Source organism: Pseudoalteromonas sp. SR41-1 (assembly GCF_014164015.1).
Classification (GTDB): Bacteria; Pseudomonadota; Gammaproteobacteria; order Enterobacterales; family Alteromonadaceae; genus Pseudoalteromonas; species Pseudoalteromonas distincta.
Window position 1 is genome coordinate 22,643 of the sequence record NZ_JACJEK010000009.1, and the last position, 13,052, is coordinate 35,694.

General features: G+C 37.1%; 15 protein-coding genes. 7 read left to right on the plus strand and 8 right to left on the minus strand.

Translation table 11 applies throughout. The features are described 5' to 3' along the window. Positions 1-108: 108 nt before the first annotated feature. Positions 109-492 (minus strand): response regulator, encoded by a 384-nt coding sequence (locus tag H5118_RS09490; protein ID WP_002958224.1) that lies wholly within the window; start codon positions 490-492, stop codon positions 109-111. A gap of 113 nt (positions 493-605) precedes the next feature. Between H5118_RS09490 and H5118_RS09495 the strand changes: the two genes are divergently transcribed. Continuing rightward, positions 606-1,049: a hypothetical protein gene (locus H5118_RS09495; RefSeq protein ID WP_182748645.1), complete on the plus strand. Its 444-nt coding sequence runs from the start codon at positions 606-608 to the stop codon at positions 1,047-1,049. A gap of 106 nt (positions 1,050-1,155) precedes the next feature. Beyond that, positions 1,156-1,401: a hypothetical protein gene (locus H5118_RS09500; protein ID WP_002958222.1), complete on the plus strand. Its 246-nt coding sequence runs from the start codon at positions 1,156-1,158 to the stop codon at positions 1,399-1,401. A gap of 194 nt (positions 1,402-1,595) precedes the next feature. Here the strand turns inward: H5118_RS09500 and H5118_RS09505 are convergent, their stop codons facing one another. Both H5118_RS09505 and H5118_RS09510 read right to left on the minus strand, forming a co-directional pair. Beyond that, a complete protein-coding gene (locus H5118_RS09505) occupies positions 1,596-1,742 on the minus strand; it encodes a hypothetical protein (protein ID WP_002958221.1) in 147 nt (48 codons plus the stop codon). Positions 1,743-1,838: 96 nt separating this feature from the next. Beyond that, entirely contained in the window at positions 1,839-2,759 is a 921-nt protein-coding gene (locus H5118_RS09510; protein ID WP_182696008.1) for a glyoxylate/hydroxypyruvate reductase A, read from the minus strand. Positions 2,760-2,888: 129 nt separating this feature from the next. Between H5118_RS09510 and H5118_RS09515 the strand changes: the two genes are divergently transcribed. Both H5118_RS09515 and H5118_RS09520 read left to right on the plus strand, forming a co-directional pair. Next, positions 2,889-4,595: a lysophospholipid acyltransferase family protein gene (locus H5118_RS09515; protein WP_002958219.1), complete on the plus strand. Its 1,707-nt coding sequence runs from the start codon at positions 2,889-2,891 to the stop codon at positions 4,593-4,595. 412 nt (positions 4,596-5,007) lie between these two features. After that, complete coding sequence (locus H5118_RS09520) at positions 5,008-5,661, plus strand: OmpW family protein (RefSeq protein WP_024596630.1); 654 nt, start codon at positions 5,008-5,010, stop codon at positions 5,659-5,661. A gap of 82 nt (positions 5,662-5,743) precedes the next feature. Here the strand turns inward: H5118_RS09520 and H5118_RS09525 are convergent, their stop codons facing one another. Continuing rightward, positions 5,744-6,283: a thioesterase family protein gene (locus H5118_RS09525; RefSeq protein ID WP_024596631.1), complete on the minus strand. Its 540-nt coding sequence runs from the start codon at positions 6,281-6,283 to the stop codon at positions 5,744-5,746. A 106-nt stretch (positions 6,284-6,389) separates the two neighbouring features. Between H5118_RS09525 and H5118_RS09530 the strand changes: the two genes are divergently transcribed. Then, complete coding sequence (locus H5118_RS09530; protein ID WP_024596632.1) at positions 6,390-6,884, plus strand: hypothetical protein; 495 nt, start codon at positions 6,390-6,392, stop codon at positions 6,882-6,884. Between the two features lie 28 nt (positions 6,885-6,912). Here H5118_RS09530 and tyrR read toward each other — a convergent pair whose 3' ends face one another. From tyrR to bcsE, 4 genes are all read right to left on the minus strand, one after another. Next, positions 6,913-8,469 carry a transcriptional regulator TyrR gene (gene tyrR / locus H5118_RS09535; RefSeq protein WP_002958215.1) on the minus strand — a complete coding sequence of 519 codons (1,557 nt, stop codon included), beginning with the start codon at positions 8,467-8,469 and terminating at the stop codon, positions 6,913-6,915. A 171-nt stretch (positions 8,470-8,640) separates the two neighbouring features. After that, positions 8,641-10,221: a cellulose biosynthesis protein BcsG gene (bcsG, locus tag H5118_RS09540; RefSeq protein WP_182712582.1), complete on the minus strand. Its 1,581-nt coding sequence runs from the start codon at positions 10,219-10,221 to the stop codon at positions 8,641-8,643. Continuing rightward, positions 10,218-10,394 carry a hypothetical protein gene (locus tag H5118_RS09545; RefSeq protein WP_182748646.1) on the minus strand — a complete coding sequence of 59 codons (177 nt, stop codon included), beginning with the start codon at positions 10,392-10,394 and terminating at the stop codon, positions 10,218-10,220. Before H5118_RS09545 ends, bcsG begins: the two co-directional genes overlap by 4 nt. Before the next feature lie 3 nt (positions 10,395-10,397). After that, on the minus strand, positions 10,398-12,014 hold the full coding sequence (bcsE, locus tag H5118_RS09550; protein WP_182694360.1) for a cellulose biosynthesis protein BcsE: 1,617 nt from the start codon (positions 12,012-12,014) through the stop codon (positions 10,398-10,400). 114 nt (positions 12,015-12,128) lie between these two features. On the opposite strand from bcsE, the gene bcsR reads away from it, so the two are divergent. Next, positions 12,129-12,323: a BcsR/BcsP family cellulose biosynthesis protein gene (bcsR, locus tag H5118_RS09555; protein ID WP_058429545.1), complete on the plus strand. Its 195-nt coding sequence runs from the start codon at positions 12,129-12,131 to the stop codon at positions 12,321-12,323. 15 nt (positions 12,324-12,338) lie between these two features. Continuing rightward, positions 12,339-13,052, plus strand: a complete 714-nt coding sequence (gene bcsQ, locus H5118_RS09560) for a cellulose biosynthesis protein BcsQ (RefSeq protein WP_182693947.1) — start codon at positions 12,339-12,341, stop codon at positions 13,050-13,052.

The window sequence follows — 13,052 nt, forward strand, 5'->3', positions numbered from 1 at the left end:
TTGTTTTTGATAGAATATAAAAAACCGGCTTTTGCCGGTTTTTTTTTTATCTAAGATTTAATCTCGTACTTTAATAACAGTCGACATAAATATTTAAACAGATTGGTGTCATACATTTTCCAAGTCTGGATAAAACTTCTTAAGCATTGCCGCTATTTTTTTAGGTGTAAACGGCTTCACTACAAATCCTTTAGCGCCTTTATCAATTGCATCCTTAACATTTTCAATACCTGAATGTGCAGATACCATTACTACATTTGTCTCAGGGCTTAATTCATTGATTTGTGCAATCAAATCTTTGCCATCGCCGTCCGGCAGTTCTATGTCTAAAAAAATGATATTATAATTTGCAGCCTGGCACTCACTAATACATTGTGAGGCAGTAGATGCTTCCTTTACGTTATCTATCCCTAAGTGCATGAGCGTTTGGCTCAAAAAACTACGCACTGTGCTAACGTCATCTACAATTAAAATTGATAGCTGCGTATTCATCTTTATTCCTCGTAGGCTATAAGCTAACTTTAAGTTATCATAATAATTAGCTTAGTATATAAATTTGCTCATTTAATTATAGAGACCTACGGAAAAAAGGCCAGATTTGCTTTATGTCTAAAACCCCAAATAAACAGTCGTTGCTAGGTAAAGCACCAACAAGAAAAAAAACAGCGCAAAAAAGAAAGCCGCAACACCCTACTCAGCGCTCTATACCCGTAGAGGAAAAAACAAACATAAACAATGGCACTAGCCAAAAAACAAAGTCTAAAAAGGGGCTATTTATATCTCTGGCCATTGTTATTGTAATAATTTTAGCTTTTCCAAAACCAACCTTGCTCACCTATAAAAAATTAGGGATGGTAAGTGAGAGTGTTTACTGGCCTGGACTTTTAGGTTACGGAGCTACTTTAATTGATTCCAACTTGCACCCCAACTATGATTCTAGCCGTGAATCCCTTTATTTATGCAGTGATTTACAAAAACCACAGAGCTGTCAAAAGTATCAAGTAATTGCTGACAATGGTTTGTTTTCGGCAATTGGCAGTTACTTTTAGCATTAAAAAAACTAATCTGAAAATTTAAAATTACTTGGTTGAAAGGTGTGCAAAAGATCAACATAATGGCGCTCCTTTTTTCAACAACTGAACTATTGAAACGACCATGCTAAACGAGCTAGATTGGCTTTTAAATACTACACTACTTGCACTAGGTTTAGGTGCATTCTTTATTAACCAGATAACACTGCTGCGCGTTGCCGCCATTAGTGCATGTGGTTTATTGTTCTTATCATTTAGCCTAGATCTTATGTCGTCGAGCGTTATTTCAAATATGAGTTTAGTGTTGATCAACACTTTTTACTTGTTTAAAGTTTATACATTCGGGCAATTTAATGTAACCCAAAGTTAACAACTTTTCCTTAGAATATTTAATAGCCCAGCATTGCTGGGCTTTTTTATTGCGAATTTTTAAAATATTAGAAACACGTTGCATCAGGACAATATTAAACGCCACTAAAGCACCACTACAATAATGGTGCTGAGCATGTACTGTTGAGAGAAACGAGAAGAAAGACGAAAACCGAAAATACCTAATAAGCTAGGTTAATCTGCTATTGTTAATTCACTTTGGGTTTGTGTTTTAGATGGACTATCTTCAGCGTTAGCCTGATTAAACCAAGCTGAAACACCTAGCACGATAATTGAAATAACAACGAGGCTTAATTTAGCCCCACTTTGACTGGATTTCATAACACCCTCTTTATATTTTTATTAGTGAGAATATCTTTTACACTAATGAAAATTACAAATGTTAACAAGCTGTTTTTTAAACTAATTAGCTATCAGCTAATAACCTTTAGTTCTATCTACTGAATTATTGAGTGCTAAGCCCATATTCAAACGTTCAATATTATCGGCTATTTGGTCTATAACGCTATTTAAATCAGATAGCGCTGCACAATGTGGTGTAAGTGTTATTTTGGGGTTTCCCCAGTAAGGGTGATTCTGCGTTAAAGGTTCTTGGTCAAAAACATCCAAGGTAGCAGCGCGTAAGCTATCGTTATTTAATGCATTTAATAAATCTTGCTCAACCACATGAGCACCACGTGCTACATTAATAACAACAGCATGTGAAGGTAGCTTAGCGAGCATTGAGTGATTAATAATACCCTTCGTTGCCTGCGTAAGAGGTAATAAGCACACGAGATAATCAATCTTACAGAGCATATCGCTAAGTCCTTCATCGCCATAATAAACCTCGACATTAGTCGTGTTTTTATTACTTTGCGCCCAGGCACTTACTTTAAAACCATTAGTTACAAGTTTTTGCGCACATGCTTTACCTAATTCGCCAAATCCAAGTATACCAACATGTTTATTACTAAAAGCTCGTTTTGGCTTCCATGTTTGCTGTGTTTGTTTAGTGTAATACTCTTTTAAGCGTAATTTTTGAGCTAAGACATGTGTAAGTACATATTCCGCCATATCTTCAGCAAGTTGCATGTCAACAATACGTACTACTTCGACATGTTCAGGTAATAATGTTAAATCGATACTGTCTACGCCTGCACCAAATGACGACACAGCTTTTAAGTTAGGCAGCTGCGGCCACAGAGACTCAGGAGCATTCCACGCAAGTACAAAATCCACATTATTTGCGTTTTTGCAATCAGGCCATTGCTCTATCAATGTATTTGGTAATCGCTCTTGTAACTTCGTTATTAGCTTTTCGTTGTTGCGCCCCGTTATAGCCACCAATACCGACATAAATTCTCCTAGCAATTCACAGTTTATAATTTAGTACTTTAAAAAGTCACACTACTGCAAAGTAACTGTCACACCCTTTTTTTAATCTTACATGTATAGCGAATAGACCAAACGGGATATGAGGTTAATATGATAAGTGTTGATAAAGTAATTGCAGCAAACTTACCACAACTAGAGAACTCTCCAAAAGTAAAAGGTTTAGTAAAAAAGGGCTTAGGTTACTTATTGCATGAACAAGAGTTTATCACCTTTGGTAATACGTACCCTCACCTACAAGGATTAGAATTTGTTGAGCAAGTACTTGATGAACTCAATTTTGATACGCGCTATAAACCTAAGCAGATAGAACATATTCCTAACGAGGGTAAACTTGTTATTGTTGCTAACCACCCTATTGGTTCACTAGATGCTTTAGCACTTATCAAAGTACTCTCTACAGTAAGGCAGGATTTAAAAGTAGTCGCAAACCGCATGTTAATGTCGGTCAGCGCAATGCATTCTCTTTTACTCCCTGTTGATAACTTATCTGGTATGAGTAAAAAGCAAGAGCTTAGTAATATACAAAACCATTTAAAAGGTGGAGGTGCCTTACTTATATTTCCTGCAGGGGAAGTGTCGCGCCTAGGACCAACCGGTATTAAGGATTGCAAATGGAATAGCGGTTTTTTACGTATGGCAAAAAAAGCCAACTGCCCCATTTTACCTATTTTTATTAAAGCCAAAAATAGTCCACTTTTTTATGGTACATCAATGATTTATAAGCCTCTGGCAAGTTTATTATTAGTGACAGAAATGTTTAAGCAGCGCAAAAAATCTTTAGAGTTTGAGATTGGTGCTTCTATCCCTCCTGAGTCCTACTTAATAGAAAACCTTAAAGATAAAGAAATTGTAAACCTCATACGTAAACAGCTTTATAGGCTTACAACTAAAAAAACACTACCGCTAAAAACACAAACACCTATTGCTGTGCCCGAGTGTAGAAAAGAACTAAAAAGAGCAATTGAGCAATGTCAGCTTCTGGGTAAAACACACGATGGCATGCACATTCATCTATATCAATATGTAGGTAGTTCCCCTATTTTTAGAGAGCTAGGACGCCTCAGAGAAATAGCATTTAGAGCAGTAGGTGAAGGAAGCGGTAAGCGTCGTGATATAGATAAATACGATATGGATTACCAACACCTTGTACTGTGGGACCCTATGCAACTAGAGCTAGTAGGTGCTTATCGATTAGCCTGCGCACAACAGATAATACAAAAGCATGGACGTGAAGGTTTATATACCGATAGTTTATTTTCTTACACCGACGCTATGACGCCCTATCTGCACCAAGGTATTGAGCTTGGTCGAAGTTTTGTACAACCTAAGTATTGGGGACGTAAGAGTCTCGACTATTTATGGTACGGTATTGGTGCTTTTATAAAAAACTACCCACAGTATAGATATTTATTTGGGGCTGTAAGCGTGTCCAACGCTCTACCTGAGCAAGCCAAAGCCATGCTCGTTTATTACTATCAACATTATTATAAAAGCAGTATAGAACTAGCTACGCCTAATAATGAGCTTAAATTAACTGAGCAACAGCTAACTCAATGCAATATTCTTTTTAATGGAAACGATGTTAAAGAAGATTTTGTAGAGTTAAAACATGTGTTAGCTAATATGGGCGCTCAAGTCCCTACTTTATTTAAACAATATACTGAGCTTTGCAACCCTGGCGGTGTACAATTTTTAAGCTTTAGCATTGATCCCGATTTTAATAATTGTATTGATGGATTGGTATTAGTCGATCTTAAAAGTGTGAAAGAAAACAAAGCTAAACGTTATTTAGAATAACTATTGATAAGTAAAGTCAGTGCACCGAGTATTTTATGCATTATAAAATACTCGGTTTATATTTCATTATACAAACCGACTCAATCGCATTTAAGTCTTCCAATACTTTTTTAAGTGTCGGCTGTTTTAATTATTTTTTGAACCCTGCTAAAAACATATTTTCTTGTTTATTAAGGCCCTTGGTTAAACACGAGATTATGGCAAGGCAGTGCCTGCCTTAATATATTCATGTGACTGTTAATTAAATAAATATGTCAATCTTTACAAAAGCATAACGACACTAAAATTAATCTAAATCAATAAAATATTTTATAAGCTTCAAATGCTTTTTAAACTTTGATCTAGAACAGGTTTTCATATTTATTGCTCGGTAATAATAGCGCCAATCAAACAGTAGTTCTTGGAGAACAACATGAAAACTCAAATTAGCATCGCATTATTAACCTCTTTATTAGCACTCTCTCCAGCTGCACACGCTAACTTTAGCGTAAATGTTGGCGCTATTAACGTAAACCCTGATAACAGTAGCTCAGCGATTAATGAAGCACCTACGCTAGGCCTTAAAGGTGATTCAGATACTCAACTAGGTATCACCGTAGATTATGCATTTAACGATCAATGGGTGTTAGAGCTGATAGCAGCAACACCGTTTTCACACGATGTAAATGGCGCAGACGGCTTAGCAGGCAACAAAATTGCAGATATAAAACAACTTCCACCGTCATTGGTTGCACAATACCACTTTTTAGATACAAGCTATGCGCTAAGACCTTTTATAGGCGTAGGCATAAACTACACTACATTTTTTGATGAGCAACCCTCTCAAGCACTTAAAGCAACACTAGGAACAGACGATGTAGAAGTAAAGTTAGATGATTCGTTTGGCTTTATGGCTCAGGTAGGTGCTAACTATAAAATTGATAAAAACTGGGGTTTACACGCTATGGTATCAATTATGGATATTGATACCGATGCCACTGTTTATGCTAATGGTGCAAAATCGCTTACATCAACTGTTGAGCTTGACCCTGTTGTGGCTATGTTTGGTGTTAGGTACAGCTTTTAAAGTATATATGAAGTAGTACATAGTTACCCAATTACAATGTGTGTTAAAAGGCCGAAAGGCCTTTTTTCTCATTTGTAGGGTATTAGCGATTTGGCAGGTTACTTAACTTTTTCTGCTCTAACATTTCTTTCCAGTGCATTACTTCACTTGGCAATATAGGTGTTTGCCCATCAAAACCAGCAACTTCAAGCATTTCTTCAATACTTATAATACCCTTTTTACTTTTAAATACACCGCGTACATAAGCAATAGCATGTAAGCCTCGCTCTGAGTGAAACTTTTGCTCAATATAAAAATATTTATGATCCCAGCCAACTAACTTAGTACTTATTGTATATCGCTGCATAGGTTTAATATCGCGGATATAAGTAATAGCAGTTGCGTTAACAATCGGAAACCAACGACGCTTCATTATTTGCTTTAGTAAGCCAACACGCTCCGTCATCCACGTGCGAGATAAATCCATCATCGCAAGATAGCGTGAGTTCGTTAAATGTAGATTAATATCACAATCAGTCGGCAAAGCTTTGTAATCAATATCTACTGTATCAAGTAGATTTTGATATTGCTTATTGCGTTTAATTTTGAAAAATAATAATAAAAGTCGAATATATAAGTTCACAATAAAGGTCTTACCAGTTAAATTTATTCGAGTGTAGCATAGCCCCTTGCGAAGACGAATATTCTACTTTAATCTTAAATCATTATTACAATAAAAAAGATAACTAATGAAATCAAAACTAAAAATCATCGCTGCACTGGCCCTATTAGTCCCTAGCTACAATGCTTTTGCCGATTTTTCGTTACCAGGTAAAGGCTCAGTAACTTACCCTACCGGTGTAGTTAAAGAATTTAAATTTGGTTTTGAATGGCAGCAAAAAGCTGAGAAATTCACTATTGGATCTAAAAGTTACAATATGGAGCAAATTCCTAGCTCTTATTCTGTCGCTATCACGCTTTCAAAAGATGACAGCCAAGTATGGGTTCAAGAATTTAATAATGGGTTTATTGAAGAGTTTGAATGGCAAATTGGCGAACATACAGTCACTTTAAAAAAGCAGCAGTTTAGCGATCCCGTAAAAGGCGATTATGTTATTGAACTTAATGGCCGTAGCTATTTTTTCACTCGTAATAACGCCAGTATCGTAATGAACTTTAACGAAGAAGGTATTGAGACGATTGCAATTGATGGGGTAACAAAAAATATGGGCACTAAAAATTAGTCCCCATATTTTAATTTATTTAGGCCAATTACACTTTTACTGTTTTTCGGTTAATCCCGTAATCACGTAACTTATTAGCTACAGCGGTGTGACTTAGGCCCAATCGCTTAGCTAACTGACGCGAGCTTGGGTAAGCGGGGTAAAGTTTACGAAGTAAAGTCGCTTCAAAACGTTTAACAGCTTGATCTAGTGAGCCTTCAAAATCAGACTCTAAATACCCTAAATCATGAGTAAAAGTTGGTAACTGCAAATGCTCTACGCGAAGCTCGCTATCATCTAGTAACGACACTGCACGGTAAATTGCATTTTCCAGCTGACGTACATTTCCAGGCCAGGGATACTCTTGTAAAAAGCTTAAACACTCTTGTGATAAAACAGGAATTGCATGACCATTTTGTTGCGCATATTTTTGAATAAAATGCTCTGCAAGTGGTCCTACATCTGCTTTTCTATCTCTTAGTGGCGCTATTTCTAAAGTAAGCACGTTTATACGGTAATATAAGTCTTCTCTAAAAACCCCTTCTTGTACCATTGCAGGTAAGTCTTTTTGAGTAGCAGCTACAATACGAACATTTACTTTAACTTCGTTCTCATCGCCTACTTTTCTAAACGTACCATCTTGTAAAAAACGCAGTAACTTAGTTTGTAGTTGAGTCGACATTTCGCCAACTTCATCTAAAAATACAGTTCCACCATCAGCTTGCTCTAATACACCACGCTTTGGCGCTGCGTTTTCTTCGTACCCGGCATAACCAAATAATTCAGACTCAGCAACATCATCAGGAAGTGAAGCACACGATAGCGCAATAAAAGGCTTAACAGAGCGATTAGATGCGTAATGACACGCGCGAGCTAATAACTCTTTACCAGTGCCAGTTTCGCCAGTAATCAAAATAGGGGCTTCTAGTTGCGCCATTTTGCGTGCTTCGCGCACAACTCGGCGCATTGCCGTACTAAAGTTATGAATAGTAGCAAAGCTTTCTTGCCCGTAGCGTCTAAATGCACTGACCTGCTGCCCTAAGCGGCTTTGCGATTTAATGTTAATAACCGCACCCGCAAGCACATCACCTTCACTACCTTGAGGGACTGCAATTGGTAAAATGTCTGCAATAAAATCTTCACCCGCCACTTCAACGCGCGTGGTTTGCCCAAGCACTTCTTTACCTTCTAGCCAACGCGTAAAGTTAAACCCTTTAAGTAAGTTATTAATATTTGCACCAATAACTTCTTTTTCAATTAACTGTAAGTCCTTACATGCTGCATCGTTGCATAAGCGTACCCAACCTTTAGCATCAATAGAGATAACGCCATCAGGCAATGCACGTAGCAAAGTATTTAATTCGTTGTGTTCACGCTCAGATGGTAAAAACGCAGTGGTACGCACGTCATGTACGCCGTCGATTAAACGTATCGATGGCATAATTTTTTGAAATTGTTCAAATTCTATTTCGGGAAAGCTGACGTACATACGACAATTTACAGAATCGACTTCGATTCCTTTTAAATCAACGCTGTAGTTAACTAGTATGTTAAGGATTTCTTGAGCAATACCAATTCGATCAGCACAGTGAATATCTAGACGCATACATCCTCAAAGAAGGAAAAACTAAATTAGCCGAATAATACGCTAAGTCGCTTTGAGAAGGTAGCTTATTGTAAACATTTTTGGACAAGTCTGCGTTTTAATTAACGCATAAGAATAACAACATAAACACGCTACACAGCAGAGCTAGCCTGCTGCGTAGCTAAATTACTTTTAACCTTGAGGGTAAGCAGACCATTCTTCGCCATCAAGTTGTATGTAAGGTCGTTTATTAACATACATCATGATTGTGCCGGCATTTTCAGCAACTTTTGGTGCTTTTGGCAAGTTTTCAACTAAATTGGCAATGCTGTTATTACCCCCAAAAACATTTGTCTCAAGTGTTTTTGCAACAATTTCAGATAAGGCAAAGTAACTAGTCGATTCGTTAATCATAATTTGCGAATAACTTTTAACGTCTGGGCCAATAAATTTTATAGCAGCTGGTACAGATACAATAGTAGGGCTTGGTATTTCACGAAGGCCAGCAAACTGTACCTTGTCACCTTTTAATGCTGCACCATGTTCGGGTACTACCATTAACATGACATTACGGCCGCGCTTTTCAAGGTTTTGAATAAAACGATTAATATCAGATAATAAATTAGCGTGCCTGATTGGGTAACTTTCAAGGCTGTTCATGCGTTTTTTATTGGCCAGCTGGTTACCATCGTGAAGGCTTGTTGTGTTGTAATACATTGCACACGGCTCACAATCTTGCGCTTCATTTTTAAGCCAACTATCTAGCACTGCACCGTCAGAATAAATAGGACTGTCGTCAAAACCGTATTGCGCTACTGGAAGCGAATCAATATTAAGTGGTTTATCGTTTAGGCCACCAAAGCGATTAACCAAACCTTTAAAGTCATCGAAGTGGCCATCGTGGTTCATCACAACGCTGCTTTGATACCCTAATTTTTCTAAGTTTTTAAATAGATAACATTGCTCTGGTGCATCACTAAATAAAGCCGTTTGGCTTGTTTGCCCACAACTTGCGCGTAAAAGCCTTATAGCTGCAGGCCCACTGTATGATGTTGCTGAGTTAAAATCTGAAAACACCACATCAAAATCATTAAACATGTCTTCAACACTAACGCCAATAGCGTTCAAATCATCAATCGCCATTGAACAAATATTTAAAACGATGACATCGAACAGTTCGCCATTAACTTGCGAAGGAAAATGGCTAATTAAATGGCTTTGTTGTTGATAAAAGTCTGACAATTTTTGATCAGGCGTTTGGCTTTCGCGAGTAATGACTTGTGCTTGATTAGTAGGCTCATTTCTAATTGTTGTATTTGTAGATTTGGCATTTACTACTGTGCCTGGTTGTTCACCCTCTCCTTGCCATCCAATCAAAAGCAGCCCAACAATTGTAATTGTTGTAAAACGTAACCACTGAGATGTATACCAAAAACACACGGTAATAACGAATAATGCCAATAGCATATCTACACTGATTACACGTGCTAAAAGTTCAAAAAAATAACCAAAGCTGAAATCTTGAACATTACCAGCTTGCTTTGTCAGCCTATTTATTGGCGGCAACCAAGAGTCTTGGTAAAGTATGATAATCGCAAAAATACCACCAAGTACATGTTTTAACTTTTCAAAAGTCGATTTATTAAATTTGATTGCTAAAAGTGCTGCAAGGGCAGCATTGGTTAATACATTAAAATCAATTGCGCCGTAATAAAACAAGGCAAATTTAGCTAAGAAATAAAGATTCCACGCTCCTAAACCTGATAATTTCACTGCTCATCCTTCTTTTTTTTATTCGGTGTATAAGGTTCAAGTACTTCGTGTTTAAAAGTAAGCTTGTAATAATATGTTTTTACTCTGGCCAATATTTGAGTTGCCGACATACAAAGCATAATACCGACTATAATTGCCAAAATAACGGTAATAAAAAGCTGATTAATACTCATTGGTTAAGCCTTTAATCTCATTACAAATGACACAGCATCGGGGCGCGCATCATTTGTAAACTCAGGTGTGTCTAACGACTCAGTAATCCCTTTTGACACACCGGGTTCAAACTTATAGCTATCATTCTCTGTTAACTGTTTAGAATAATCAGTAACATGTTTACCGCTATAAAGCCGCCTTAATTGCTTACATTCTTGCTGTATATGAAAATGATCTGAAATAACATTTTGCTGCACAAAAAAGTCACTCGTTTGTAGCTTGAATAAATGCTTAATTGCATTATTTACGTCGTTCTCTCTACACGCATGCAAGTACAAATACACGGTGTTATTTGCAAGGCTAAATACATCCCCTTCACGCTTAATATGAAACAAGTGTAAAGGGTGAATGGGCTCTATGCGGGGTAGTAACTCAAGCTTAACCAACACGCCGCTAACACCCAGATTAACAGCCGAGTCACTATGAACCTCTACTTGGCGCGTAAATTCATCAAAAGGTAAATAGCCTTTAGAAAACGTATTTTCAGTATATTTCAGAACGTGCTCGACAGATGGCGGTAACGGTCTAGAAAATTGAAACCCTTGAATAGATTGAATTTGAGATAATAATCGCGAAGGTTCAGAAAAGCTATACAAAATAAGGTTAACGCCTAAAGTTAAAAATAAACATTCATCTTGATGGCGAATAACGCCATCAACATTTTGTACTACCAATTTCAACCAACGACCGCAGCTTTTTCTGAGTTCAAAGCACTGTTTACCAAGCAGTACTAAATCTGTGTAACGCGTAACAGCAAACACCAATGTTGCCGCTTTTAATTTGGGGCCTTTGTCAAACAGCTCATTATTGTCTTTTGCGGTATAATAATGCGTAGGCAATTTTGTACCGATTGGTACCGCGCTTTGCACTAACCAAACATCGTCCTCATCTGGAAAATGCGAGCCATTGAATACTTTTAGATCGTTTACAGTTCCCTCTTGTACCAAAAACTGATTATCTTCAAGCGAAAGTTGAAACTGCATATCAGCAAATACACCCGTAGTGTGATGCCAATAATCGTACTCTAAAACGCGGGTAGCGGAATCATTATCTACAAAAATTAATCCATCAAAAGATTTATTAAGCTGCCTTATTAAAAATCGATAGTGTGTTACTTCTGGACCAGATAACAAAAATAATAAGGTAACCCCTGTTTTTTTTGCAAACTCACTGTAATCGTTCATTATTGCTTTTGTGCTAGCTTCGGTTGCTGCACTAAGTAGCTCTGTATTGAAGTGAATAAACACTAGCGCATTTTTTAATTTTTTATACGCGCCTATCTCTTTAATTATACCTTTGTTTATTCGCTCTATTGAGTAATGCTGTGTCTCAGATGAGAGAGAAAATGGATGAACTTTACTACGTTTGTACGCAGTATTAATTGCTGCAGAAAATGACGACTCAAAAAAAGATTCAACGTCTTGAGAAACAATGTAAATATCGTTTGCGCAATTTTGGTTAATTGCATGTAAAGCAAATTCAACTACAAAATTGTCTAAAGGCGCTAAAACAGCATAACTTGAAGCCGATTTTAACTCTTTTGCAGCCGGCTCTAAACCCGTTATGTTAAAGTTATGCACTTAAAAAGCCCTCAAAAAAATACTTTTTTACTAGTTTTACCCGCTATTCTATATATAATAGCCAAATATTGTCCACTTTTAATAAAAATAAATATTACGCTTACAAAGGTTGTGATGAACAATTTAGCTACAAAAAGCTCACAAATACTCACATCAAGTGACATAGAAAACCTAGCTCGCCGTTTTGGTGGAAAAAGTGACGACTATATAGAAATTATGAATACACAAAAAAATCAAAAAACAATTAACAAGTATGCGCTATTGAAAGAAATTGATGACGCAATAAAAACATCTAAAGAAAAAAAATAAAAAAGGTAAACTCCATTGCAAAGGATTTTTATTAAAGGTATCAAAGGCGGCATAGGTAGCACATCAGTTGTTGCAAACTTAGCGTGCGTTTTGAAAAAATCTGATGTTGATGTGGTTGCAATAGACCTAGATGCTAAAAGTGACCTTGGTTTGCACTTTGGCCTTAAGTGGACAGCCACAAAAGGTTGGAGCAACGAGAGTACTTTTGACGATGCGTTATTGCATTTTCGTAAAGACAGCGATGGCGTTCTTTTTTTACCCCATGGCGATAACGAAGCAACGCTAGATGAAATTATAGCCACAATTAACAATTGCAAAAAACTGGACTATAAAGAATCTGCTTGGATATTATTCGACTGCCCTTCACACATTAATATTTCTCACTACCCGTTAGAAGAAAACGATATTGTTATTGAGCTAGTCACTTGCGATGCAATTTGTCATAGCCTCATATACAAGCGCCTACAAACCCTTAAGTCAGTAGAGTCAAGCTGGAAACACTTTTTTGTCGTTAATCGTTACAACGCAGCCTCAGTGTTAGAATTTGATCTATTTTCTCTTTGGCAATCTACATTGCCATTTATGGCGCCGTTTTTTATCAACAGTGATGAAGTTATTAAAGAGGCCACAGCTAATCGTAATGTAGCCCTTAATTGCGCACCATACAGTGTAGCGAACGATGACTTTGAAACACTGGCCGGTTGGCTTGTAAGCAAGGCGGCGAACTGA

Coding starts and splice junctions, on each gene's coding strand:
- H5118_RS09490 (WP_002958224.1), bottom strand. CDS start 492: ATGAATACGCAGCTATCAATTTTAATTGTAGATGACGTTAGCACAGTG.
- H5118_RS09495 (WP_182748645.1), top strand. CDS start 606: ATGTCTAAAACCCCAAATAAACAGTCGTTGCTAGGTAAAGCACCAACA.
- H5118_RS09500 (WP_002958222.1), top strand. CDS start 1,156: ATGCTAAACGAGCTAGATTGGCTTTTAAATACTACACTACTTGCACTA.
- H5118_RS09505 (WP_002958221.1), bottom strand. CDS start 1,742: ATGAAATCCAGTCAAAGTGGGGCTAAATTAAGCCTCGTTGTTATTTCA.
- H5118_RS09510 (WP_182696008.1), bottom strand. CDS start 2,759: ATGTCGGTATTGGTGGCTATAACGGGGCGCAACAACGAAAAGCTAATA.
- H5118_RS09515 (WP_002958219.1), top strand. CDS start 2,889: ATGATAAGTGTTGATAAAGTAATTGCAGCAAACTTACCACAACTAGAG.
- H5118_RS09520 (WP_024596630.1), top strand. CDS start 5,008: ATGAAAACTCAAATTAGCATCGCATTATTAACCTCTTTATTAGCACTC.
- H5118_RS09530 (WP_024596632.1), top strand. CDS start 6,390: ATGAAATCAAAACTAAAAATCATCGCTGCACTGGCCCTATTAGTCCCT.
- tyrR (WP_002958215.1), bottom strand. CDS start 8,469: ATGCGTCTAGATATTCACTGTGCTGATCGAATTGGTATTGCTCAAGAA.
- H5118_RS09545 (WP_182748646.1), bottom strand. CDS start 10,394: ATGAGTATTAATCAGCTTTTTATTACCGTTATTTTGGCAATTATAGTC.
- bcsR (WP_058429545.1), top strand. CDS start 12,129: ATGAACAATTTAGCTACAAAAAGCTCACAAATACTCACATCAAGTGAC.